This window comes from Thioalkalivibrio sp. HK1 (assembly GCA_000583135.1).
Lineage (GTDB): Bacteria > Pseudomonadota > Gammaproteobacteria > HK1 > HK1 > HK1.
In genome coordinates, this window is record JFBG01000074.1 from 1 (window position 1) to 23,720 (window position 23,720).

At 54.8% G+C, this 23,720-nt stretch carries 18 protein-coding genes and 1 tRNA gene; 18 read left to right on the plus strand and 1 reads right to left on the minus strand.

Translation table 11 applies throughout. The features are described 5' to 3' along the window. From BF99_RS22190 to lysA, 3 genes are all read left to right on the plus strand, one after another. On the plus strand, positions 1 to 1,871 hold a 1,871-nt coding region (locus tag BF99_RS22190), incomplete at its 5' end, for an ankyrin repeat domain-containing protein (protein ID WP_197019199.1). Positions 1,872 to 2,330: 459 nt separating this feature from the next. Beyond that, positions 2,331 to 2,690 (plus strand): LPS translocon maturation chaperone LptM, encoded by a 360-nt coding sequence (gene lptM / locus BF99_RS0116690; RefSeq protein ID WP_156013415.1) that lies wholly within the window; start codon positions 2,331 to 2,333, stop codon positions 2,688 to 2,690. A gap of 31 nt (positions 2,691 to 2,721) precedes the next feature. Further along, positions 2,722 to 3,984, plus strand: coding sequence for a diaminopimelate decarboxylase (gene lysA, locus BF99_RS0116695; protein ID WP_038098836.1), 1,263 nt, complete (start codon positions 2,722 to 2,724; stop codon positions 3,982 to 3,984). A 187-nt stretch (positions 3,985 to 4,171) separates the two neighbouring features. Here lysA and BF99_RS23100 read toward each other — a convergent pair whose 3' ends face one another. Then, positions 4,172 to 4,387: a hypothetical protein gene (locus tag BF99_RS23100; RefSeq protein ID WP_156013417.1), complete on the minus strand. Its 216-nt coding sequence runs from the start codon at positions 4,385 to 4,387 to the stop codon at positions 4,172 to 4,174. A gap of 72 nt (positions 4,388 to 4,459) precedes the next feature. Here BF99_RS23100 and BF99_RS0116710 point away from each other — a divergent pair, with 72 nt between their 5' ends. The 15 genes from BF99_RS0116710 (at position 4,460) to BF99_RS0116795 (ending at position 23,542) form a co-directional block, all read left to right on the plus strand. Then, the gene (locus tag BF99_RS0116710; protein ID WP_025771966.1) at positions 4,460 to 5,503 is read left to right on the plus strand and encodes a tRNA (5-methylaminomethyl-2-thiouridylate)-methyltransferase; all 1,044 of its coding nucleotides are present in this window, start codon (positions 4,460 to 4,462) and stop codon (positions 5,501 to 5,503) included. A 203-nt stretch (positions 5,504 to 5,706) separates the two neighbouring features. Then, positions 5,707 to 5,940, plus strand: a complete 234-nt coding sequence (locus BF99_RS0116720) for a sulfurtransferase TusA family protein (RefSeq protein ID WP_025771968.1) — start codon at positions 5,707 to 5,709, stop codon at positions 5,938 to 5,940. Between the two features lie 106 nt (positions 5,941 to 6,046). Next, on the plus strand, positions 6,047 to 7,429 hold the full coding sequence (locus tag BF99_RS21330) for a cation diffusion facilitator family transporter (RefSeq protein ID WP_025771969.1): 1,383 nt from the start codon (positions 6,047 to 6,049) through the stop codon (positions 7,427 to 7,429). Between the two features lie 224 nt (positions 7,430 to 7,653). Further along, positions 7,654 to 9,060, plus strand: a complete 1,407-nt coding sequence (gene glnA / locus BF99_RS0116735; RefSeq protein ID WP_025771971.1) for a type I glutamate--ammonia ligase — start codon at positions 7,654 to 7,656, stop codon at positions 9,058 to 9,060. Positions 9,061 to 9,182: 122 nt separating this feature from the next. Then, on the plus strand, positions 9,183 to 9,758 hold the full coding sequence (locus BF99_RS0116740; protein WP_025771972.1) for a L,D-transpeptidase: 576 nt from the start codon (positions 9,183 to 9,185) through the stop codon (positions 9,756 to 9,758). A 55-nt stretch (positions 9,759 to 9,813) separates the two neighbouring features. Then, positions 9,814 to 9,904, plus strand: a tRNA-Ser gene (locus tag BF99_RS0116745). A gap of 186 nt (positions 9,905 to 10,090) precedes the next feature. Then, positions 10,091 to 12,736 carry a TrlF family AAA-like ATPase gene (locus BF99_RS0116750; RefSeq protein ID WP_025771973.1) on the plus strand — a complete coding sequence of 882 codons (2,646 nt, stop codon included), beginning with the start codon at positions 10,091 to 10,093 and terminating at the stop codon, positions 12,734 to 12,736. After that, positions 12,736 to 13,971 carry an RNA-binding domain-containing protein gene (locus tag BF99_RS0116755; protein ID WP_231471433.1) on the plus strand — a complete coding sequence of 412 codons (1,236 nt, stop codon included), beginning with the start codon at positions 12,736 to 12,738 and terminating at the stop codon, positions 13,969 to 13,971. The genes BF99_RS0116750 and BF99_RS0116755 overlap by 1 nt, the downstream gene beginning before the upstream one ends. Before the next feature lie 95 nt (positions 13,972 to 14,066). Continuing rightward, a complete protein-coding gene (locus BF99_RS0116760) occupies positions 14,067 to 15,350 on the plus strand; it encodes an ATP-binding protein (protein WP_025771975.1) in 1,284 nt (427 codons plus the stop codon). 109 nt (positions 15,351 to 15,459) lie between these two features. Continuing rightward, positions 15,460 to 16,632 carry an AAA family ATPase gene (locus tag BF99_RS0116770; RefSeq protein WP_231471435.1) on the plus strand — a complete coding sequence of 391 codons (1,173 nt, stop codon included), beginning with the start codon at positions 15,460 to 15,462 and terminating at the stop codon, positions 16,630 to 16,632. Next, positions 16,629 to 16,781, plus strand: coding sequence for a hypothetical protein (locus tag BF99_RS23105; RefSeq protein WP_156013419.1), 153 nt, complete (start codon positions 16,629 to 16,631; stop codon positions 16,779 to 16,781). Before BF99_RS0116770 ends, BF99_RS23105 begins: the two co-directional genes overlap by 4 nt. Positions 16,782 to 17,171: 390 nt before the next feature. Further along, positions 17,172 to 18,017 carry an XRE family transcriptional regulator gene (locus BF99_RS0116775; protein WP_025771977.1) on the plus strand — a complete coding sequence of 282 codons (846 nt, stop codon included), beginning with the start codon at positions 17,172 to 17,174 and terminating at the stop codon, positions 18,015 to 18,017. A 115-nt stretch (positions 18,018 to 18,132) separates the two neighbouring features. Beyond that, entirely contained in the window at positions 18,133 to 21,210 is a 3,078-nt protein-coding gene (locus tag BF99_RS0116780; protein ID WP_025771978.1) for a BPTD_3080 family restriction endonuclease, read from the plus strand. A gap of 585 nt (positions 21,211 to 21,795) precedes the next feature. Next, entirely contained in the window at positions 21,796 to 22,974 is a 1,179-nt protein-coding gene (locus tag BF99_RS21335) for an AAA family ATPase (RefSeq protein ID WP_025771979.1), read from the plus strand. Further along, positions 22,964 to 23,542: a hypothetical protein gene (locus BF99_RS0116795; protein ID WP_025771980.1), complete on the plus strand. Its 579-nt coding sequence runs from the start codon at positions 22,964 to 22,966 to the stop codon at positions 23,540 to 23,542. Before BF99_RS21335 ends, BF99_RS0116795 begins: the two co-directional genes overlap by 11 nt. Positions 23,543 to 23,720: the final 178 nt, after the last annotated feature.

Consider the following 23,720-nt stretch of genomic DNA (forward strand, 5'->3'; position numbering starts at 1 on the left):
CGACTCCTATGCATGCTGCCGCGTGGAACGGACACCCCGCTGCGATTGGTGCGCTGGTCGAGGCTGGTGCAGACCCGAGCGCGAAGACATCTCGCCGCGGGTCGACGCCCCTGCACTCTGCCGCGTGGAGCGGACATCCCGATGCGATTGGTGCATTGGTCGAGGCTGGTGCCGACCCGAATGCGAAGGACGAGAATGGGCGGACGCCCCTGCAGGCTGCCGTGCGGAATGGCCATACCGAAGCGATCGGTGCGTTGGTCGAGGCTGGCGCAGACCCTAATGTGAAGACCGAGGATGGGCGGACGCCCCTGCACTCTGCCTTGATGTATGGTCATACAGATGCGGTTGTTGCACTGGTCGAATCCGGTGCCGACCCGAATGCGAAGGACGAGAATGGGCGGACGCCCCTGCACGTTGCCGCGTGGAATGGCCATACCGAAGCGATCGGTGCATTGGTCGAGGCTCGTGCCGACCCGAATGCGAAGGACGAGAATGGGCGGACGCCCCTGCACGCTGCCGCGCGGAATGGCCATACCGAAGCGATCGGTGCGTTGGTCGAGGCTGGCGCAGACCCTAATGTGAAGACCGATGATGGGTGGACGCCCCTGCGCTCTGCCGCGCGGAATGGCCATACCGAAGCGATCAGTGCGTTGGTCGAGGCTGGCGCAGACCCTAATGTGAAGACCGATGATGGGTGGACGCCCCTGCGCTCTGCCTTGATGTATGGTCATACAGATGCGGTTGTTGCACTGGTCGAATCTGGTGCAGACCCGAACGCGAAGACCGAGGCCGAGTGGACGCTTTTGCATTCTGCCGCGTGGAACAGACACCTCGATGCGATTGGTGCGTTGGTCGAGGCTGGCGCAGACCCTAATGTGAAGACCGAGGATGGGTGGATGCCCATGCACCTCGCCGCGCAGGAAGGTCACTGCGATGCGATCAGTGCACTGGTTGATGCTGGCGCAGACCCGAATGCGAAAAAAGAGGATGGGTGGACGCCCATGCACTTTGCTGCGGAGGATGGTCACCCCGCTGCGATTGGTGCACTGGTCGAGGCTGGTGCAGACCCGAGCGCGAAGACATCTCGCGGGTGGACGCCCCTGCACTCTGCCGCGCGGAATGGTCACACCGATGCGGTTGGTGCGTTGGTTGGGGCTGGTGCAGACCCGAATGCGAAGGCCGGTGATGGATGGACGCCCATGCACGGTGCCGCGTGGAATGGCCACACCGATGCGGTTGGTGCGTTGGTTAGGGCTGGTGCAGACCCGAATGCGAAGGCCGAGAACGGGTTGACGCCCATTCACGCTGCTGCATTCGAAGGTCACCCCGCTGCGGTTGGTGCACTGGTCAAAGCCGGTGCAGACCCGAATGCGAAGGACGAGGACGGGTGGACTCCCATGCACTCTGCTGCGGATGATGGTCACCCCGCTGTGGTTGGTGCGCTGCTCAATGCCGGTGCAGACCCGAGCGCGAAGGCCGATGACGGGTGGACGCCCATTCACGCTGCTGCATTCGAAGGTCATACCGATGCGGTTGGTGCACTGGTCAAAGCCGGCGCAGACCCGAACATGAAGGACGACGATGGAGATACCCCTTTGCACGAGTCTGCGATGAACGGTCACGTCGCAGTGGTCAAATCACTGATCAAATCCGGCGCCGACCCGGACGCAAAGAACGGGCACGAGCTGACTCCTCTGCACATCGCCGTATTTCATGGGCAGGCCGGGACGGTCGAGGCGCTGGTCGATGCCGGTGCCGATCGGGAAGCGAAGAGCGGGCGGGGGTGGACGGCTTTGCGTATCGCCGAGTTTCATCATCGCTCCGCCGTGATCGAGGTGCTGGGCAAGGCGACGGGTACCGACGGGCTTTGATCTCGTCGAGAGACTGATATACAAGTAGCGGCGCTTGTCCGTGGGGCGAGGCGATGGTGATTGGCGGGATTATGAGATCGCCCCTCTTACCTGCTCGCCAACCGCTTATGAGCAATCATTAAGAGCAAGGAATCAGGGGATCGTGGACAATCCTGTGCTTCATGCACTGATCGGTGTGCCGGTTTTCGGCACCGGGAAGACCCGTCGGAAGAAAGATCGATGATGTGTTCAACCGGATGTTATGTGCGATAGATTCGGTATCGGCGTCAATCGTCGGCGGCTGTGGAAAAAACCGGATCCATCTCTTTTTTATTCAACGCGAAATCACCGGGAACTTGCCAAATTGCACGATGACTCGAAAGTGAACGACGATGCCTCGCCCGGCGGTCGCTCGCAGTACCGATGAATCGACATCGGAATCGAGATCATCGAGATCGCAAAAAGACGGAGATAGCGAGGATGAGTTCAAACAGCGGGGTCTTTTTTGCGGGGAAAGGGCGGCTTTCTTGCCGCGCTCGCCCGGCTTCGGATGGGGGCGATGCCATCTTGCATCGAAAAATCCAACCCGCAGCCCATCGCAAAGCCTATCGGGGATATCGCCGATTCGCGATAGGCGCGATCGCGCTGTTATCGGCATCGCTCATCACCGGCTGCGGGCAAAAAGGGCCGCTCCATCTTCCCGGAGATCAAGCGCGGATCGGTTCGCCCTCGGTGTCCGAGCTCGCATCGCCCGAAGAGGGTGCTTCGAGATCCCCCGCTTACGGGAGCCTTCTCGGCTCGTTCGTTTTCAAGCAAAAAGATCGCTCGGATAATGCGTGATAAAAGGCCTGATGAAAGAGATGGAAAATCCATGAGCGGGATCGGCGATGCCGGGCGTATCGAAGGGGTGGATCTCGAAGCGATCGCAGCGCATGTCGGCACTCCGGTTTTCGTCTATTCCCGCCTCGCCATCGAAAGCGCTTGGTTGGAATACGACCGCGCCTTGGATGGGATGGCGCATCGGATCTGCTATGCGGTCAAGGCCAATTCGAACCTTGCGGTGCTCGATATTCTGGCAAGGCTCGGTGCGGGATTCGATATCGTCTCCGGCGGCGAACTGGCTCGGGTTCTTGCGGTCGGCGCCGAGCCTTCGCGCATCGTGTTCTCCGGGGTCGGCAAACTCGATCACGAGATTCGCTCCGCTCTCGAAGCCGGCATCGGCTGCTTCAATGTGGAATCCGAGCCGGAACTGGACAAGATCGCGGCCATCGCCGAGTCTTGGGGGGCGAGCGCCTCGATTTCCTTGCGCGTCAATCCCGATGTCGATCCCGGCACTCATCCCTACATCGCCACCGGCTTGGGCGAGAGCAAATTCGGCATCCCCATCGCCGAGGCTCCGGCGATCTACGCCAAAGCCGCCGCCACGCCTTCGTTATCGGTGCACGGGGTGGATTGCCATATCGGTTCGCAGCTTTCGAGCATCGAACCCTTTCTCGATGCGCTGGATCGGGTTCTTGCCCTGATCGATACCCTTGCGCGAGATGGCATCGTGATCCGCCATCTCAATCTCGGCGGCGGTTTGGGTATCCGCTATCGCGATGAGACCCCGCCCGAACCATCGGCACTGGCCGGTGCCATCGTCGAGCGTATCCAAGGGCGGGATCTGACGCTGGTTTTGGAGCCCGGTCGTTCGATTACCGGAAACGCGGGCTTGTTGCTGACGAGAGTGCATTACATCAAGCGCAACGGTGACAAGCGTTTTGCGATCGTCGATGCCGCGATGAACGATCTCATCCGCCCCGCCCTTTACGGGGCATGGCAGGAGATCGTGGCGGTCAGCCCTCGAAATCGACCCGGCGAGGTCTACGATATTGTCGGGCCGGTTTGCGAATCGGGGGATTTTTTGGGGCACGAGCGCGAACTTGCGCTGGATCCGGGCGATCTATTGGCGGTGCACTCCGCCGGGGCCTACGGGTTCGTGATGAGCTCGAACTACAACACGAGACCGCGCGCCGCGGAGGTGATGGTGGACGGGGATCGCTTTCATATCGTGCGCCGCCGCGAGCCGGTGGATGCGCTTTTTGCCGACGAATCCTTGTTGCCGCCGGGCGAAGGGGCGGCTCGGACGAGCTGACAGATCGTCGGGCGGTCGTTTTCGATTCGAAGTGGCGGTGCCGGCAGGCCGGGCTCGACAATGCCCGGTCATATCGACTCTTCGCCGACGAAGCCTTTGCCTTCGAAGGCTGCACTTTGCGCTTTCGAACGATCGCTCGCTCATCGTCCTTCCATCGTGCGGGCACGAGGATCGAGCCTTGAAAGCATCATCTTGGGGGAAATCCCACCCCTTGGCAGGACTTGTCTTTAGTTAAGTGTTTATCCGATATCGGCGCCCGACAAGCCGCAACCCCGTGACGAGCGATATTGCCGAGCCTTAAGCCCTGAACCACCGCCTCGATGCCGAACGAAGCGATCGCCCCGTTTTTTCGGCTAGGCCAGTTGCAAACCGATTGCAAATATCGCCCATCGAAATCGCTCATATCGAACCCCTCATCGAAAGCCGATTCCGGCGAGCGTTTTCCTCACTCGAAGAGGGGCGTACAATAAAAGGTATGGATACCTCTGCTCGTACCGCGGTTGCCTTGATCTCCGGCGGGCTTGATTCGATGCTCGCAGCGAAGATGATGCTCGAACAGGGAGTTCGGGTGGAGGGCCTCAACTTTTTCACCGGTTTTTGCGTCGAAGGACACACCCACTCCATCCGATCTCGAAACCGCCCGCCCCGCAACAATGCCTTGTGGGTTGCCGAGCGGCTCGGGATTCGCCTGCATTTCGTGGATGTGGTGGAGGAATACAAACAGGTGGTGCTCAACCCCCGCCATGGCTACGGGGCCAATCTCAATCCCTGCATCGATTGCAAGGGCTTCATGGTGCGGCGGGCGAATGAATGGCGGATGGAGCGAGGTCACGACTTCATCGTTACCGGGGAAGTCATCGGGCAGCGGCCGAAGTCCCAGCGCCGAGAGACACTGCCGATCGTGGTGCGGGAATCCGGGGTGGGCGACCGCCTGCTGCGCCCCCTTTGCGCCAAGCATTTGGAGCCCACCCTTCCCGAGCGCGAGGGCTGGGTGGATCGGGAGCGTCTTTGCGATTTTCACGGGCGCTCTCGCAAACCGCAGATAGCGATGGCCGCCCGCTTCGGCTTCGACGATTACGCCCAGCCCGCCGGGGGCTGCTGCTTCCTTGCCAACGAGCATTATTCCGCCAAACTCGGGGATCTATGGCACGGTCGGGGCCGGCGCGATTACGATATCGATGACATCATGCTCTTGAAGGTGGGAAGGCATTTGCGCCCTCGTCCTCATTTCAAGCTGATCGTCGCGCGAGAAGAAGGGGAGAATCGCTATTTGCAGGGCTATCGGAAGCGATTCATCCATATCAATATCGTCAGCCATCTCGGGCCCTTGACCTTGATCGACGGCACCCCCGGTGATGACGATTTGATGCTTTCGGCCAAAGTGGCGGCTCGTTTCAGCCAAGGAAGGCATGCGGATCGGGTGCAGGTGGAGATCGTCGATCTCGAGGGTATCGGTCGCACGATGGAGGTCGAGCCCTTGTCTTCGGATGATATCCCGCGCGATTGGTATGTCGGCTAGGAGCCGGGCGAAACGAGCGCCTTGCCGGGCATGCCATTCGAAGGCAGACCCTCGACGATGACCGGTTTCGATGATTTCGGGGCTCGGCGATCGCAGTTCCGACACTCGCCGTCCCGACAACCGCCTTTCCGACATCTGCCGTCCCGACAACCGCGATTTTTCGAAAACCGCCCGATTCGACCGACAACCATGGGGCAGGCCTAATGACTTCCCGCCATCACCTCGATGCCCGTCGACTCCTGTGTCCGATGCCGGTCATTCGAGTGCAGCAAAGGATCGAATCGCTGGCATCGGGGGATGAACTGGAGGTCATTTGCACCGATCCCGGAGCCAAGCATGACATCCCCGCATGGTGCCGCGTCCACGATCACGAGTTATTGGCGATCGAAGAGGACGAGCGAGACGGCGAGATCCGCATTCTTTTGAGGGTGAAATGAGCGCCGGATCGGAGCCCTTAGATCCCGTGATGAAGGGATCGATAGCCCCCGAAGAAGCGATTAGACCGCCCCGCAAGGGCCCGAAGAGGGTATAGGGAAATCATCGATGGGCGAGCCCTCGACCTCCGATTCACTCGATTCACCCGGCGCTTCCCCGGCATCGAAGCGGCTCGATCGCTATGCGATCACCCGGCGCGTGACGCTGGTCGGCGCCGCTTGCGATCTTTTCTTGAGCCTCATCAAGATCGTCGGCGGCTTCCTCGCCCAATCCCAAGCGCTGATCGCCGACGGAGTGCATTCGCTCTCGGACCTCGTCACCGACGCCATGGTGCTGCTCGCCGCCCGCCACGCTCATGCAGCCCCCGACAGCGACCATCCTTACGGTCATGAGCGTATCGAGACCATCGCCACCGCCGCCTTGGGCACGATTCTCGTGCTGATCGGGGTGGGGATCGCTTGGGATTCGGTGCGGCGATTGACGAGCGTCGAGCCGCCGATGATCCCCGAATGGTGGGCCTTGATCATCGCCGCCGTCTCCGCCCTTTCCAAAGAGGCGATCTTTCGCTATACCCTGCACGCCGCTCGCCGCATCGACTCCAAGTTATTGGAAGCCAACGCTTGGCATTCGCGCAGCGACGCCGCATCGTCCTTGGTGGTGATCGTCGGGGTCGGCGGCACCTTGGCGGGAGCGACCTATCTCGATATCATCGCCGCCCTCGTGGTGGCGGTGATGATCGGCAGAACCGGGATCCTGCTGGCTTGGCGGGGGGGCCAAGAGTTGATCGATACCGCGCTGGATCCCGATGAGGTCGAGGCCATTCGCAGCACTTTGCTGGAACTGGACGATGTGCGGGACCTGCACATGCTTCGCACCCGCCGGATGGGGCCGAAATCCCTCGTCGATGTGCATATCTTGGTCGGCGATCCGAAGATCAGCGTCTCCGAGGGGCATCAGATCAGCGAAATCGCCCGGGCGATGCTGATCCGGCGTTTCCCTGCCATTTCGGATGTCACCGTTCATATCGATCCGGAAAACGACGAGGAGGTCATCCCGGGTCGGGATCTGCCCTTGCGCAAGGAAGTCTTGGCGTACTTGCGGGCGTCTTGGGCGGACACCCCCGAGGCGAAGGAGATCCGCCGCATCACTTTGCATTATCTGGACGGAGCCATCGATGTGGATGTCGAGTTGCCGCTGGCTCTTGCGGTCGAGCGGGCGGGCTCGATCCCCGGCATCGGCGGTGTCGGCATCGGCATCGACAAGGCGAAAGCGGATCGACAAGAGGGGGCCTTGGGTACCGGTACCCGGGAAGACCGGGGAGAATGCGCCGAGAAAGAAACCACCGCCCGAGCGATGCTATCGAGCGCACAATCGCTAGCCGAACGCTTGCGCGAACTTGCGAACGAAGCGCGAATCGATCCCGATGCGAAGACCGGCGAGACGAAGACCCGATCGGTCAAAATCGGCAAGATACGGGTCTTGCTTGTTTGAAAGGGATTGCCAATCTTTTCGCCAATCTCTCGAAATATCGATTTTTTGCCGAAAATCGGCGAAAAGCACTATCATTACGCACCGGATAAGCCATTTTTCGGATTCCGTTCGGTGTCGCCCCATTGACCACGAGTCGACCCCGATCATCCAAACCCCCTTGTTTTTCGCTTCCGGCTTTTGCTTCGAAGCTCTTGTCATTGCCTGATTAAGGAGGACTGCAACCGATGTCTGCCGAAACCGTTATGGAAATGATCGACGAAAAAGGAGTGAAATTCGTCGATCTGCGCTTCACCGATACTCGCGGCAAGGAGCAGCATGTCAGCCTTCCGGTGAAAATGGTCGATGAGGAGATCTTCGAAGAAGGAAAGATGTTCGATGGCTCTTCGATCGCGGGATGGAAGGGGATTCAAGAATCGGACATGGTGTTGATGCCCGATGCCGATACCGCGGTCATGGATCCCTTCAGCGAAGAGCCGACCCTGATCTTGCGCTGCGACGTTCTCGAACCGGCGACGATGGCGGGCTACGAGCGTTGTCCGCGCTCCTTGGCGCGCCGAGCCATCGCTTACTTGCAGTCGACCGGCGTTGCCGATAATGCCTATTTCGGCCCCGAGCCCGAGTTCTTCATCTTCGATCAGGTGACGTGGACCGACGAGATGTCCGGCTCCTCCTATCGGATTTATTCCGAGGAAGCGGCGTGGAGCCGGGGGTTGGAATTGCCGGACGGCAACAAGGGGCATCGCCCGGGCGTCAAAGGCGGCTATTTCCCGGTGCCGCCGGTGGATTCCCTCTCCGATATCAGAGCCGCGATGTGCTTGGAGATGGAAGCGATGGGCTTGGGGGTCGAGGTGCACCACCACGAAGTCGCCACCGCCGGGCAGTGCGAGATCGGCACGGTATTCGGAGACCTGCTGCACAAGGCGGATCAGGTTCAGATCCTCAAATACTGCGTTCACAATGTGGCGCATCAGTGGAACAAGACCGCAACCTTTATGCCCAAACCCTTGGTCGGGGATAACGGCAGCGGTATGCATTGCCACCAGTCCTTGTCGAAAGACGGCAAGAATATCTTCGGCGGGGATAAGTACGCCGGTCTTTCGCAAGAGGCGCTTTGGTATATCGGCGGCATCTTCAAGCATGCCCGGGCGCTCAATGCTTTCACCAATCCGGGGACCAATAGCTACAAGCGCTTGGTCAAGGGCTTCGAGGCCCCGACCCTGCTGGCCTATTCGGGACGCAACCGCTCGGCTTCCATCCGCATCCCGCATACCGGCCCCGCCGGTCGGCGCATTGAGGTTCGGTTCCCGGATGCCAGCGCCAATCCTTACCTAGCCTTCTCGGCGATGATGCTTGCAGGCCTCGACGGCATCCAAAATCGTATCGATCCCGGCGAGCCGATGGACAAAGACCTCTACGACTTGCCGCCGGAAGAGGAAAAGGATATCGCCACGATCTGCAATACCTTGGAGCAGGCGCTGGAATCGCTCGATGAGGATCGCGACTTCCTCAAAGCCGGGGGAGTGTTCAGCGACGACCTCATCGATGCCTATATCGAGTTGAAAGATCAGGAAGTGACCCGCTTCTTGATGACCACGCATCCGGTCGAATTCGATATGTATTACAGCCTCTGAGGGAGTCATCCGAGGAAGCAAGCGGCAAAGCGGTAATAAAGCAAAGCGAGCCGGCGGGGGCGAGAATCTGATCGCCCTTCGCCTTCGCTTTTGGATGATCGGTGGTTGGTGGTCGTTGATCGATGAACGAAAGGGCGCTTTCCAAGAAGTTCGCTCAGGTATTCGATTCGTACCAAGACGATACGAGCGATTCAAAAGCCATTCATCAGTCCAAGAGCGCATTCATCCGCATCGATCTCGGAAGACAGATTCTCGAACTGCATGACGGCGCCGGCGAAGTGCAAAGAACATGGCCGGTCTCCACCGCAATCAACGGCGCCGGCGAGCGAGAAGGTAGCGAATGCACCCCTCGGGGTCGGCATATCATCCATGCTCGGGTAGGAGAGGGAGCCGAGATCGGCACCGTCTTCGTCGGCCGCCGCCCGACCGGAGAGATATACAGCCGAGAACTGGCAAGACAATACCCGAATCGCGATTGGATACTCACCCGTATCCTTTGGCTCGCCGGCACCGAGCCCGGGCGCAACCTCCACAAAGAGGTCGACACCGAGCGTCGCTACATCTACATCCACGGCTGCCCGGATGAGGTGAACATCGGCGTCCCCGGCTCCCACGGCTGCATTCGCATGCACAACCGAGCCATCGTCGATCTCTTCGATCGAGTGAGGGTGGGAACGAGGGTTTTGATCGAGGAATGATCGCTTAAAGGTCGCCGAAAGGTCGTAGATAATTTCAGGTGTATCAGGTGTATAAGGAGAGGTGCCGGAGTGGCCGAACGGGGCTGACTCGAAATCAGTTGTCCCTCTTAGGGGGACCGGGGGTTCGAATCCCTCCCTCTCCGCCAAACAATCCGATCGGTTGGATATCCATCAAGCCTGCGAATCTCAGGAGCCTTTCGGGGTATATCAGGCTCCACTCAAAAACCATTTTGAATCATAATATAATGATCGCCGATCCGTAGATAATAGGATCGGCGATGTACACCCGATAGACTCTAAGATAGTGTGCGGTGTGAAAAGGATCTGGGCAAATGACGCAAAAGCATTATCCCTATGCGCGGTTTTGGAAGTGTGCCTTGCAGGTCAACCCGCATGGCTACAGTGGAAAGTATCGTGGACAAGAGCATGGAATGGATGCTCAGACTTACGCGCAGGCAATGCGAGATATCTGCTTGGAAGAAGGGATAGAGGTTGTCGGTTTCGCTGACCACGGCAAGGTTGCCGAGGCGGAGGTAGCACGTGAGATTCTTAATAAGGCGGGTATAGTCGTTTTCCCCGGCTTTGAAGTGGCAACCACCGAAAAAGTCCATTGGGTCTGTCTTTTTCCGGAGACTACTACGGCGCAGCAGCTTGAACGCTATCTGGGCCGACTTGATTTGACCGACCCTCAAGATGGCATCAGACCTTCGAATTTGGGAGGGCATGATTTGCTGGATGAGGTTGAGAAATTGGGTGGTTTTGTCTATGGGGCGCACATAACGCAATCAAATGGATTGCTGATGCAGAAACTTCCCCACTTGTGGAAAGATCGTCGATTACATGCTGCCCAGATACCGGGGCCGATTGATGATCTTCCTCATGGATATAGATCGATCGTGCTAAACAAGAACTTGGATTATTCTCGCGAACAACCGATCGCCCTGATCAATGCCAAGGATGTAGCGGAGCCGAACGATCTCAAATATCCCGGTGCATCCTGCTCTATCAAGATGACTCGACCTTGCTTTGATTCCTTCATGATGGCGTTCAAGGACCCGGGTTCACGGATTCGACTATCGCATGAAACGAATGAGCGCAACTACAGTCGGATTGAGAGCATCTCGATTGAAGGCGGTTATTTTGATGGTTTGTCCGCCCACATATCAGATCACTTGAATGCCGTTATCGGTGGTCGTGGCACGGGAAAATCGACATTGCTGGAATGCGTTCGCTACGCATTGGATATATCGCATAAGGGTGATGATGCGATCAAACAAGGCGAACAGATCGTAAAAGAGAACCTTGGGCGTGAGGGTGGGACGGTTACTTTGAACGTGAGCTCCGCAGTAAACCATAGTAAATCTTATAAAGTGACTCGGCGCTATGGTGAGTCGCCCCAAGTATTCGATGAGGAAGGTAATGAATCACGTCTTCATCCTGGAAGAGATATTCTCCCGGGTATAGAAATATACGGACAGAACGAGATTTACGAGATAGCGAAAAAGCCCGAATCCCTCGCTCGGGTTTTAGATCGTTTTCTTCCGGATAGCGCGGAACAGGAATCTCTTCTCGTTGGGACTTATCGAAAACTCAAGGAGAATGGTGATCGGTTGGTTAAGGCTCGTGAGAAAAAAGAAGAGATTGAGCTGCAGATAGCGAAGATTCCGAAGCTGGAGGAGCGAGTTCGGCAGTTTAAGGAGCACGGTCTCGATGAGAAATTGAAACAATTGCCGCTGCTTGAGAAAGAGCGACAACTAGTCCCGAGAATCATGGAGGAGATCGATCGCGTGCGAACAGAGCAACGTGGTTTGGATGAATCACTCCCAGACCTTGTTTTTCTCAACGATAAAGTGTTGGAAGGATTGCCCCATGCGGATCTGTTGCGGCGCGGGCGTGATATTTTGGACATGTTGGCATCAACCCTGCGGCAGAATCTTATAGAGATTGACAAGATTGTCGGGGAAGCGGAGAAAGCGCTTGAATCGGTTATCAAGAGGGATCTGATCAAAGCGATGGAGGTATCTGAAAAGGAGATCGAAAAAGAGTTCGCGGGGCTTCCATCTGCGGCAGGAAAGGATGGTAAAGAAATCGGGCGTACATACCAGCTATTACTCCGGGAAGTCGAGCAGATAAAGCCCATCCGATCTCAACTTAAGACAGTGGATGCACTGATTGATGAGTTGGAGCAAAACCGCCGCAATCTGGTCGGCGAGATATCCGAAATTCGCAGCGAACGAACGGCGGCCAAGAAAAAGGTAGTAGGAAATCTCAATAAAAGATTGGCCAGAAAATTGCGCATCACGTTGGTTCCCGATGGCCTACGCCAACCGCTCCGAGATTTCCTCCAAGAATTACCTGGCGTGGGAGAGCGAAAGACACTATGGGTGGATGAATCTCCGGATTTGACGATCTTCGCCTTGGTTGCTGCCATACGAGAAGGAAAGAATGAGTTGCTTGAAAAACAGTGGGGTTTGACACCGGGACTGATCGATACGCTGACTAAAATGACAGCTGGTCAGATCGATCAACTAGAGGGTATCGATCTACAGGATCGCATCACGCTCGAGCTCAATGTGTCGCACTCCGACGAGCAATACAAACCGCTGAATAGGATATCCACGGGTCAGCAGTGCACTGCTATTTTGCACCTGCTGCTTTTGGATAATCAGGATCCGCTGATCATGGATCAACCTGAGGATAACTTGGATAATGCGTTCATCGCCGAGCGAATTGTGCAAGAACTGCGAACCGCGAAAACAAAACGGCAGTTCTTATTCGCGACTCATAATGCGAATATTCCGGTATTTGGTGATGCGGAGTGGATTGGCGTGTGTAGCGTATCTGGAGAAAAGGCCGAGATGCCGGAAGAGACGCAAGGCTCGATCGATATACCATCCATACGCGATCAGGTGACGAGTATTCTTGAGGGGGGCAGAGAAGCCTTCGTGCAACGCAAAGAGAAATACGGATTCGATTGATGATGACCAAGACGGAGCTGCTTGAATTGATTGCAAATGGCGAGAACTCCGGCGTGGAGTTCAAGCGTGATGATCTTCGACCTGAGCAGCTGGCAAAGGAGATTGTGGCCTTCGCTAACTTTCAAGGCGGCCGAATCCTGCTAGGTGTAGAAGATGATGGAACTATCAGCGGTGTTCAGCGCGAAGATCTCAAACAATGGATAATGGATACGGTATTCGGGCGCTACGTGCATCCGATGATTACTCCTTTTTACGAAGAGGTGAAGATTGATGATCAGCATAGGGTTGCTGTGATTAGAGTTAGTCAAGGCACGACCAAACCTTATGTGGTACGAAATAACGATCGAGAAGATATTTACATCCGACTCGAGAGCACTTCTCGCATAGCACCGCGAGAACAACAGGCGCGATTGTATCAACTGGGCGGTATGCTGCAGGTAGAGCTACTGCCGGTCTCAGGTAGTAGTTTGGCTAATTTGAGTCAAGATAGGTTGAGGAATTATTTATTTTCGATCATGGGAGACAAAGATATACCGGTAGATGATGCGGCATGGTGCGAGAGGCTTTGTGAGTTGGGTTTTATGAACGAATCGTCAGGTGATCCGCCGGTATGCACGATCGCAGGTTTAGTGTTATTTGGACATCATCCGAGACGACTTCTCCCGCAGGCGGGCATTCGATGGATGGCATTCGAAGGAGAGGATAAAAGATATAGGGCTCTAGACGACCGAAGATTCGATGGGCCGCTTGTGGCGCTTCGTGGCACTTTTCCCGATGATGGAAGTGAGATCATGGAAAATGGGTTGCTTGATAACCTTATCGAGGCGATGCGACCATTTGTGTCGGAAGAAGCGGACGAAATCGATACATCGATGAGGCGTGAGCGTTCGTGGTTGTATCCAATAGAGGCAATTCGAGAATCCATCGTGAACGCAGTTGCCCATCGTGACTGGACTCGATACGAAGAGATTGAGGTGGTACGGTATGCAAATCGGATCGAGGTTCTGAGTCCAGGGGCATTATGGAATTCGATGACTGTGAAGAAGATGATTACAGGCCGACGCTCGGCGCGCAATCCGTTAATCGTGGATGTTCTTCGTGACTATGGATATGTCGATGCGCGTGGCATGGGGGTGCGTAAAAAGATTATTCCTTTACTCCGGGAGCGCAACGGTACGGAGCCGGACTTTGACGCGACGGAAGATTATTTGAAGGTAGTGATGTACAAAGGATAATCTCGATCGGGCATGTGGGACTGATGTTGGGTGTATATTAATCTCATCAAATCTATTGAAGCGCTGTTCCCTTTGATTGAACCGAGATGCTGACGATGTTTGATAGCACTAGGGAATTGCTGGACAAGATACGACATGGCGAAGATTCGTTTTTGGATCTCAAAGAGGTCCGCTTTGCCGGTGAAAACGTCTCCACGCCATGTTGCGAGTCCGTTGCCGATGAACTCGCCGCCTTTTCCAATGCGCGAGGGGGTGTGATGTTGCTGGGTGTCGATGATGCTACGCGAGATATCTTCGGCATTCCGGTGGAGAGACTGGATGCGGTTGAGTCTTTGGTGCTAGATGCTTGCGAAGACTCGATCGATCCTCCTTTGGCACCTTATATCAGGAGGCTATGGCTTCCATCGATGATGGGGGAGGATCTGGCGGTGCTGAAGGTAGAAGTTGAACGCAGTCTGTTTGTCCATAGCAGTCCCAAGGGTTTTGTTCGACGTGTCGGCTCTTCGAAGCGACCGATCCCCACCGGTGAGTTGGCTCGATTATTTGAGCAGCGCAGTCAGGCAAGGTTGGTTCGATTCGATAAAACCCCCGTTCCTCGTGCAACGCTCGACGATCTGGATGATGTGCTATGGCAGCGTTTCGCAACGCCGAGGACTTCGGATGCACCGGAGATTATGCTCTCCAAGTTGGCGATGGCATCGCAAGACGATGCCGGGGTACTGCGACCCACTGTGGCCGGTGTGCTGCTGGCTTCTCGTGATCCTCGAGAGTTTCTTTCCACTGCATTCATTCAGGCTGTTGCGTACCGAGGTACGGTGATTTCTCCGCAAGGGGGTGCAGCGTATCAGCGGGATGCCTTGGATATTACCGGGTCGCTGGATCAACAGATTTTCGGCGCTTGTGATTTTGTGCGAAAGAACATGCGGATATTGGCAAAGAAGAGTCTGCAAGGCGGGCGCGAGGATATTCCACAATTCGACATGCTCGCCGTTTTCGAAGCACTCACCAACGCGGTAGCCCATCGGGATTATTCCATGGCGGGTAGCAAGATAAGGCTGCGATTGTTCGAGGATCGCTTGGAACTGTATATACCGGGTCCATTGGTCAATACGATGACTCCGGAGAGCTTCCCATATCTGCAAGCATCGAGAAATGAAATTATTACCAGCCTACTGGCGCGTTGTCCTGTTGAGCGAGACGATATCAGGACTCATCGTACACATATAATGGATAGACGGGGAGAGGGAGTTCCGACTATCCTTTCTCGCAGCAAAGATCTATCGGGGAGGTATCCGGAGTATCGCTTGATTGATGATTTGGAGATATTGCTGACAATTTATGCGGCATCTGATTCTTCAACGGAAGCGGAAGTTGATTAGTGCCGGATTGCGTCGCTTCCTAAGAGATGATAATCCAGACGATGAAGATCGAGTGGGAAATGTTCAAGCAGATCGAACATAGCCCAGTCATATTGATCGAGAGGGTGCAATGATGCTGATCAGGAACATCAAGCTAAACAATCTCCTTTCCTTTGGCCCTGATACCACCTCGCTGAAGATGGAGCCATTGAACGTCCTGATCGGTCCTAATGGAGCGGGCAAGTCCAATTTCATCGAGATCATCGGGTTGCTTAAAGCGATGCCCAAGGATATCACTGTACCGATACGCGAAGGCGGAGGCATCGGAAATTGGATTTGGCGCGGTGAATCGAAGGATAGGTCGGCGAAAATCGAGGTTGAGATAGACAATCCGATGGGCTTGAGTATGAAGGGTTCGCAGGCATTGCGCTATATGGTCGCATTCGCAGAGAGCGGTCAGCGTTTCGAACTGACCGATGAGTTGATCGAGGGCGCCTCGTCCCACCCCAACCCTCCCATGTACTACAAGATGCGCAAAGGAGCGGCAATGCTGAAGTATCGAGGCGAGGGGGAGAAACCTTTGCCCGAAGGATTCGGGTCACGGCAATCGATCCTTTCCCAGAGGAAAGACCCCGAATACTATCCGGAGTTGACTTACCTCGGAGAGGCATTGAACCAGATACTTTTATACCGTGAATGGACTTTCGGACGGAATTCGTCATTACGGATGCCACAAAAAACCGACCATCGGAACGATTTTTTGGAAGAAGACGGAAAAAATCTGGGGTTGATAGTCAGTAGTTTCAAGCGTAATCCCAAGGTCAAAGAGCGAGTTCGAGGTGCTTTGCAGAATCTCTATGAGGGTGTGTCCGATTTCGACATCATCATCGAAGGCGGAACCGTCCAAGTCTTTCTCCAAGAAGGCGATATCACCGTGCCCGCAACACGGCTTTCGGACGGAACTCTGCGCTATCTATGTTTGCTTATGATCCTCTGTCACCCCGAACCGCCACCGCTGGTTTGCATCGAAGAACCGGAACTGGGACTACACCCGGATATCTTACCGACGTTGAGCGAGCTACTTCGAGAAGCATCCAAGCGATGCCAACTGGTAGTGACGACCCATTCCGATGTGCTGGTGGATGCCTTGACAGATACCCCGGAAAGTGTAGTGGTATGCGAAAAGCATGATGGCCGAACCAGTCTGCGCCGGTTGGATAAGGAAGATCTTTCCGATTGGCTCGAACGCTATACCTTGGGCGATCTGTGGACTAGGGGAGAGATCGGAGGGAATCGCTGGTGAAGATCAAGATTTATGTGGAAGGTGGTGGCGACATAAAGGTCCTGAAAACAAAATGCCGCAAAGGATTCAGGAATTTTTTCCGCAAGGCAGGGCTGGATGGCCGTATGCCGAGGGTTGTTGCATGTGGTGGGCGGCTAGCGACGATGTGACCACCGAGTCTTTGATGTGTGTCGCCCGGCTGCGCTGAAAAGAATCGCTGTCCCGGTGTCGGAGAAGGCGGGTCACCCTCCACTTATGTGAGATACCACATCGAAGATGATCCTCCCTAGGGGTGCCGGGAACATTTGGTACCGAGCATGCCGAGAAAGGTTTAGAATGGGAGTGAGAAGGGCGGGAAATGTGCTTGAAATTGGACATGTTTTTTGGATCGGACGCTTGCGTAAGTCTTTGAAATAAAAGAACTTACCCAAGATTCAAGCCCATCTATCCCGGCTGCTTGTCTTGACAGGTGCGCAATTGCCGAGCGCATCGTGGAGGTGTTGAGATGAGAAGATGTCGCCACGCCCACCAAGGAAGTCGGTAAAAACGGATAGGAATCCATGTCGAATCTGCCGATCAATCCGGAGGTGATGCGATGGGCCAGAGAGACCTCTGGCATGTCCATCGATGATGTTGTCGGAAAAATGAAAAGGAAGAGAGTGACTGCTGAGGTAGTCTCTGCATGGGAGGAGGGCGTGAAAAGCCCTACATACCTTCAATTGGAACGGTTGGCGTACGAGATATACGATCGTCCCTTGGCGATTTTCTTTTTTCCGCAACCTCCCCACGAGCCCACTCCGGAACAGTCTTTTCGGACATTGCCGGAATCCGAGATCGGGTCGCTTTCCCCTCGTATGCGATTTTTGCTGCGAAAGGCTACCGCTTTGCAACTGAATCTTGCCGAGCTGTATGACGGATCGAATCCGGCTGAACGCCAAATCGTCAAGGATATCAACCTCGATCCCAAGACATCTGTGGCTGAAATGTCGCAAAGGGTGCGAGATTATCTTTCCGTGGATTTGAGAACGCAAATCGACCTGAAAGATTCGGAACATGCGATGAAGTTTTGGCGTGAGGTATTAGAGAATTTCGGGATATCGGTATTCAAAGATGCATTCAAGGACGATAGCGTCTCCGGATTTTGCTTATATGACGATGAGTTTCCTTTGATATATGTCAATAACTCCATGTCGTTCGATCGGCAGGTATTCACTCTTTTTCATGAACTTGCGCATCTTCTTTTCAAGACCGGTGGGGTGGATATCGATAGAAAGGATCGTTTGAACTCGTTCAAAGGCGTCTATCGTTCGATCGAGGTTCGGTGTAATGAGTTCGCGGCTGAATTTCTGATGCTTTCGAGTGATAAAACCAAAGATATTTCCGGTATGGAGAATATAGCGCACTAGGGTTATCAGGCTTTCCCAAGGTACTCCCGTCGATTTACCCATACAATAAGCCCCCAATCAACCAAGAATCCCCTCCGGCGAGCAGAACGAACCGAAACAAAAGGAGAGGCAGTTCGTGAGCGATTCTTTTTTCGAGCACCCGATTCTCAACTCACCTTACGATTATCCCGAGCGGCATTGGGAGCTTGACGATGCTGGGCAGCCGACTTTGAGGGTCATCGAGACGCGGCGGGGGGCGGAATTCATCACTCCGATTCCCAAACCCAAAAAGCGCAAAGGGTCGGAAGAGCAGTCCTCGTTGATTTTCGATGAGGGCAAGGGGCTTTCGACCAGCGCCCAAGCCTACGATCATACCGCCATCATCAATGGTGTTCGTCAAGAGGTCGATCGTTGGCGGCGGTTGCCGGCCGAGCAGTGGCGCGTGACCCCGGCGACCGCGCGTTTGCTAAGGCACTGGAGGCATCACGATTTCAGCGACATCCGCCCGTTCTTTTGTCAGGTGGAGGCGATCGAAACCGTCATTTGGCTGAGCGAAGTGGCGCCGCAGATGGGCAATGCCGGCAAACGTTTTTTGACGCATCTTGCCGATGCCAACAACGATGCCAATCCCGAACTCATGCGTATCGCTTTGAAACTTGCAACCGGGGCGGGCAAGACCACTGTCATGGCGATGCTGATCGCATGGCAGACCGTCAATGCCGTACGTCGTCAAAAGAGCAAGCGATTCACTCGGGGTTTTCTGATCGTAACCCCGGGACTGACCATTCGCGATCGATTGCGCGTGTTGAAGCCGAACGATCCGGATAGTTATTATCGAAGTCGTCAGCTGGTGCCGAGCGACATGCTTCCCGATCTGGATCGCGCGAAGATCGTCATCACGAATTATCATGCTTTCAAACTGCGCGAGCGGATCGAATTATCAAAAGGCGGGCGCTCTCTCCTGCAAGGCCGCGCCGAAGCCCTTGATACGGTCGAAACCGAAGGGCAGATGATCCAGCGTGTCATGCCCGAACTGATGGGCATGAAAAATATCTTGGCGATCAACGATGAAGCGCATCATTGCTATCGCGAGAAGCCGGGGGACGATCTGGAAGGTGAGTTGAAAGGGGACGAAAAGAAAGAGGCCGACAAGAACAAGGAAGCGGCGCGGCTTTGGATATCGGGGCTCGAGGCGGTCAACCGTCGGGCCGGTCTCGGATCAGTGATCGATCTTTCTGCGACCCCTTTCTTCTTGAGCGGCTCCGGCTATGCCGAGGGCACGCTCTTTCCTTGGACCATGAGCGATTTCTCGTTGATGGATGCCATCGAGTGCGGGATCGTCAAGTTGCCCAGAGTGCCGGTTGCGGACAATATACCGGGCGGCGAGATGCCCAAGTTTCGCAACCTATGGGAGCATATCGGCAAGCGGATGCCGAAGAAAGGGCGCAGCAAGGGCAAGGCTCTCGACCCCTTGGATCTGCCGGTCGAGTTGCAAACCGCCTTGGATGCGCTCTACGGGCACTATAAAAAAACCTTCGATCTTTGGGAGAAAGACGGAATCAGCGTGCCTCCGTGTTTTATCGTGGTTTGCAATAACACGTCAACCTCGAAACTGGTCTACGACTATATATCGGGGTTTCATCGCAAGGCGGCCGACGGTAGCGATGATAAGACCACATTGGTGAACGGTCGGCTCGGATTGTTTCGCAACTTCGACGAGCATGGCAATCGTTTGGCTCGCCCTCGAACCTTGTTGATCGATAGCGAACAGCTCGAATCCGGCGATGCTTTGGATAAGAACTTCCGCGAGATGGCATCCGAAGAGATCGATCGCTTCCGCCGAGAGATCATCGAGCGCACCGGTGATCGCCATAAAGCCGAGAACTTGAGCGATCAGAACCTGCTGCGGGAGGTCATGAATACGGTCGGCAAGCCCGGGCGCTTGGGCGATTCGATTCGCTGCGTGGTTTCCGTATCGATGCTGACCGAGGGCTGGGATGCCAATACGGTCACCCATGTTTTGGGCGTGCGCGCCTTCGGAACCCAGCTGCTTTGCGAGCAGGTCATCGGCCGGGCCTTGCGCCGACAATCCTACGAGTTGAACGAAAAAGATTTGTTCAACGTCGAATACGCCGATGTCTTGGGCATCCCTTTCGATTTCACGGCAAAACCGGTGGTGGCTTCGCCCCAGAACCCCCGAGAGACCATCCATGTCAAGGCCGTCAGCCCCGAGCGGGACGATCTCGAAATCCGTTTCCCGAAGGTGGCGGGCTATCGAGTCGATCTCCCGAACGAGCGGCTGCAAGTGCGCTTCACGGAGGATTCCATCCTCGAACTCACGCCGGATCTCGTCGGTCCGACGATCACCGAAAACGCCGGCATCATCGGCGAAGAGGTGAATCTGAGGCTCGAACATCTGCAAAGCCTTCGCAAGGCAACGCTGCTCTTCAATCTCACCAAACAACTCCTTTACACCAAGTGGCGCGATCCGAACGAGGATCCCGAACTCCATCTTTTCGGCCAGCTCAAACGTATCACGAAAAAATGGCTGGACGAATGCCTTGTTTGCAAAGGCGATACCTATCCGGCGCAGCTCATGTACCAAGAACTGGCGGCGATGGCATGCGAGCGCATCACCGCGGCCATCACCCGCGTTGAAATCGACAAAGGGCGACCGGTCAAAGCCATACTCGATCCCTATCATCACTTGGGCTCCACGGCGCAGGTCAACTTCAACACCTCCAAAACCGACCGCTACGAAACCGATCCAAGCCGCTGCCATATCAATTGGGCGATCCTCGATAGCGGCTGGGAGGAAGAGTTCTGCCGCGTTGCGGAGGCGCATCCCAAAGTGTTGTCTTATATGAAGAACCATAATGTCGGCTTCGAGGTACCCTATCGCTACGGCACCAAGGCTCGTACCTATATCCCGGATTTCATCGTTCAAATAGACGACGGCCGGGGCCGGGAAGATCCGTTGAATCTCGTTGTCGAGATCAAGGGTCTTCGAAAGGAGGATGCCAAAGAGAAGAAAAACACCATGGAAGCCTATTGGGTACCGGGTGTCAATCGCCATGGCAAATTCGGACGCTGGGAATTCGCCGAGTTCACCGACGTCTTCGAGATGGAATCCGATTTCAAGGCCAAAGTCGAAGAGCATTTTCATGCAATGGTCGCCGATGCGACTGCAAGCGCTGCCGGGAGCGATCGATAAAACGATATCCGTCGGCGCTACGCCATAGATATGATGGAAAAAACCGAGATCGCCGATGAAGTATCGGATCGCACGACCATCGACCATTTTGCTGACGCCGGCAAAATGGTCGAATCGTGCCTCTTATTCGAATAACGGATATCTACACAAGATAAAGACCGCCTTTTGGGTGATATATTTTCCGATATAGAGCAGTCGGCTTAAGAAAATCGTCGCGTCTTTCGCAAGAGCGGGTGGACCAAGAGCGGGCGGACATTGTGTGCCGAGTCTACCTAAGCGATAAAGGCGCAATGAGAGAGGCATCCACCGATCGGTTTTGCCTATCATTGATAAGGGTAATGTGTTTGGTTTCATAAAGCCGTATCATAGGTATGAAAAGTAGGCAAATTTCATCAAAGCGAATTATTCAACCAAACTCGCAGGCTAGCGGGTAAGATATCAAATAAGCAGGGTGCCGTATCGTTTCCGCTCGGAAGAGCAGCATGCAGGCATATTCCGCCCGCCCGCCATCGATCAGTGACGAGAAGGCGCGTACGATCACCCGCACGCTTCGTTGAGCGCAGCAGCCGAACCCGGAGAGGCAGCATGTCCCAGCAATGGCATGATCTGAAATTCAAGGTCGAAAATCTGGGTGTCGTCCACAAAGGCGAATTCACCCAGAAGTCCCTGACCATTTTTTGCGGTCCGAACAATAGCGGCAAGACTTGGGTGATGTATGCTCTTTACTTTTGGTCTCGAATGCTGAACGATCCCGATTTTCGCTGCTCCCAATATCATCGCATGAGTCATGGTCCTTCTGTCAAACCGGCAGATTTCAAAGATATCATGAATAGCGGGCTGCCCGGTGTTTTCAATGTGAAGGAGACGATGCTCGAAGGTGCCAGAGTCGATCTCATCGCTTCGATCAAATCGCTGAAAGCCTTGTTGGATGAAAAGCGAAAGACTCGAAATGTCTTTTTGATACCGGCAGAGCGCACCAGCCTGCATCCGTTTTGTCATGATATCGGGAACTGCTCGACGATATCGCTGCATCGTATGGCGGAAGAAATACGCAGCCCCGGAGAACTGCTGCGCAATACGCTACGCTCGTACTATGCTCAGCCGATCGTCGATTACATCGATTGGCTGAATAAAATACCGGAGATCATGCGTGAAAGCGACAAGGCCTTTCACAGATATGCCGAAATACTCAAAAAGCGCCTCCTTAGAGGTGCTTTCGGTGTCGATAAAAAGACCGGTGATATCACCTTCAAACCTCGCCGATCGAAGGTAGCCGGTCATAAAACTCGGGAAGTGAGCCTGCATATCGCATCGGGAACGGTCAAGAGCCTGTTCGGGCTATGGTTTTATCTCGAACACCAAGCCAAGCAAGGCGACCTGTTGATGATCGAAGAGCCGGAGATCAACCTTCATCCGGCCAATCAGGTCGAAATGGCCCGCCTTCTGGCAAGACTGGTCAATGCCGGATTGCACTTGGTCGTCAGCACCCATAGCGACTATATCGTGCGGGAGCTGAATTCGCTCATCATGCTGAACCAGCAAGGATCAAGCGGTATGCGAAAGAAATATCGCTACGAAGAAGAGGAGGTTCTCGACCCCGATAAGGTCGGTGCTTATCTGTTCGATGATCAGGTCATCGAGCCGATAGGGATATTCACGGAAGACGGTATTTATGCCACGACATTCAACAAAGTGATATCGGCTCAGGGTAAGTCCAATAACGATATCTACTACACGATGAAGGAGATCAAGGATGGCTATTGATACCATCGAAGCGATCGAGAAAACGATAGATAGTCGCTATCGTTTGAAAAGGAAGAGTCGCGATTGGCTGTTGGATGAATCCGACAATCGGATTAGAATTCGGGTTCCTGATAGAAATTCCATCGCATTCTCGTTGGATAAAAAAAACGAGAGACCGTTCGCATTTTTCAGCGGCAATCCTCCCGAGGGAATCGCTAAAATATGTGATGCTTTTTTATTCTGTATTTATGAGGGAAAAGGATATCTATTCATCATCGAAGTGAAGTCCGCTCATAAGGAGAGAAGTGAAAAACAGCTGATCAATGGCAAATTTTTTTGTGATTGGTTGCTGTCCTTATGCCGTGAGCATGGCTATCTGAATATTGAATTTTCCGTCGTATCCCTGTTATTATGGGAGCCACGCGACCGAGAAGTGACTTACCAGCTGGCAAGCGGTCGTAGATCGGACAATGAAGATCCCGATATCGAGCGAAAGCCAAAGACGAAACACTTCTGCCTTCGACTTGAAGTCAAAAACCGAAGACAGATCGCCCTTCAAGAGCTGATGTCTTACGTGACTGTCAGTTGAGCGAATCATCGCCGACAACACTTGAAATGGATGAGAACACCATGAACAAGCCGAAGAACAAGCGTAGCCGCAAGATCGTCGAGTCATTGACCCACGAAGATGCGACGCGCAAGAATATCCCGACTGCCGAGTATCAGTCGGTGATGCAAGCCGACGATCAGTCCCCCGTCAGTGTGGC

Excerpts from the sequence above, each read along its gene's own strand:
- lptM (WP_156013415.1), top strand. The coding sequence starts at position 2,331 with ATGAGTTCAAACAGCGGGGTCTTTTTTGCGGGGAAAGGGCGGCTTTCT.
- lysA (WP_038098836.1), top strand. The coding sequence starts at position 2,722 with ATGAGCGGGATCGGCGATGCCGGGCGTATCGAAGGGGTGGATCTCGAA.
- BF99_RS23100 (WP_156013417.1), bottom strand. The coding sequence starts at position 4,387 with ATGAGCGATTTCGATGGGCGATATTTGCAATCGGTTTGCAACTGGCCT.
- BF99_RS0116710 (WP_025771966.1), top strand. The coding sequence starts at position 4,460 with ATGGATACCTCTGCTCGTACCGCGGTTGCCTTGATCTCCGGCGGGCTT.
- BF99_RS0116720 (WP_025771968.1), top strand. The coding sequence starts at position 5,707 with ATGACTTCCCGCCATCACCTCGATGCCCGTCGACTCCTGTGTCCGATG.
- BF99_RS21330 (WP_025771969.1), top strand. The coding sequence starts at position 6,047 with ATGGGCGAGCCCTCGACCTCCGATTCACTCGATTCACCCGGCGCTTCC.
- glnA (WP_025771971.1), top strand. The coding sequence starts at position 7,654 with ATGTCTGCCGAAACCGTTATGGAAATGATCGACGAAAAAGGAGTGAAA.
- BF99_RS0116740 (WP_025771972.1), top strand. The coding sequence starts at position 9,183 with ATGAACGAAAGGGCGCTTTCCAAGAAGTTCGCTCAGGTATTCGATTCG.
- BF99_RS0116750 (WP_025771973.1), top strand. The coding sequence starts at position 10,091 with ATGACGCAAAAGCATTATCCCTATGCGCGGTTTTGGAAGTGTGCCTTG.
- BF99_RS0116755 (WP_231471433.1), top strand. The coding sequence starts at position 12,736 with ATGATGACCAAGACGGAGCTGCTTGAATTGATTGCAAATGGCGAGAAC.
- BF99_RS0116760 (WP_025771975.1), top strand. The coding sequence starts at position 14,067 with ATGTTTGATAGCACTAGGGAATTGCTGGACAAGATACGACATGGCGAA.
- BF99_RS0116770 (WP_231471435.1), top strand. The coding sequence starts at position 15,460 with ATGATGCTGATCAGGAACATCAAGCTAAACAATCTCCTTTCCTTTGGC.
- BF99_RS0116775 (WP_025771977.1), top strand. The coding sequence starts at position 17,172 with ATGTCGAATCTGCCGATCAATCCGGAGGTGATGCGATGGGCCAGAGAG.
- BF99_RS21335 (WP_025771979.1), top strand. The coding sequence starts at position 21,796 with ATGTCCCAGCAATGGCATGATCTGAAATTCAAGGTCGAAAATCTGGGT.
- BF99_RS0116795 (WP_025771980.1), top strand. The coding sequence starts at position 22,964 with ATGGCTATTGATACCATCGAAGCGATCGAGAAAACGATAGATAGTCGC.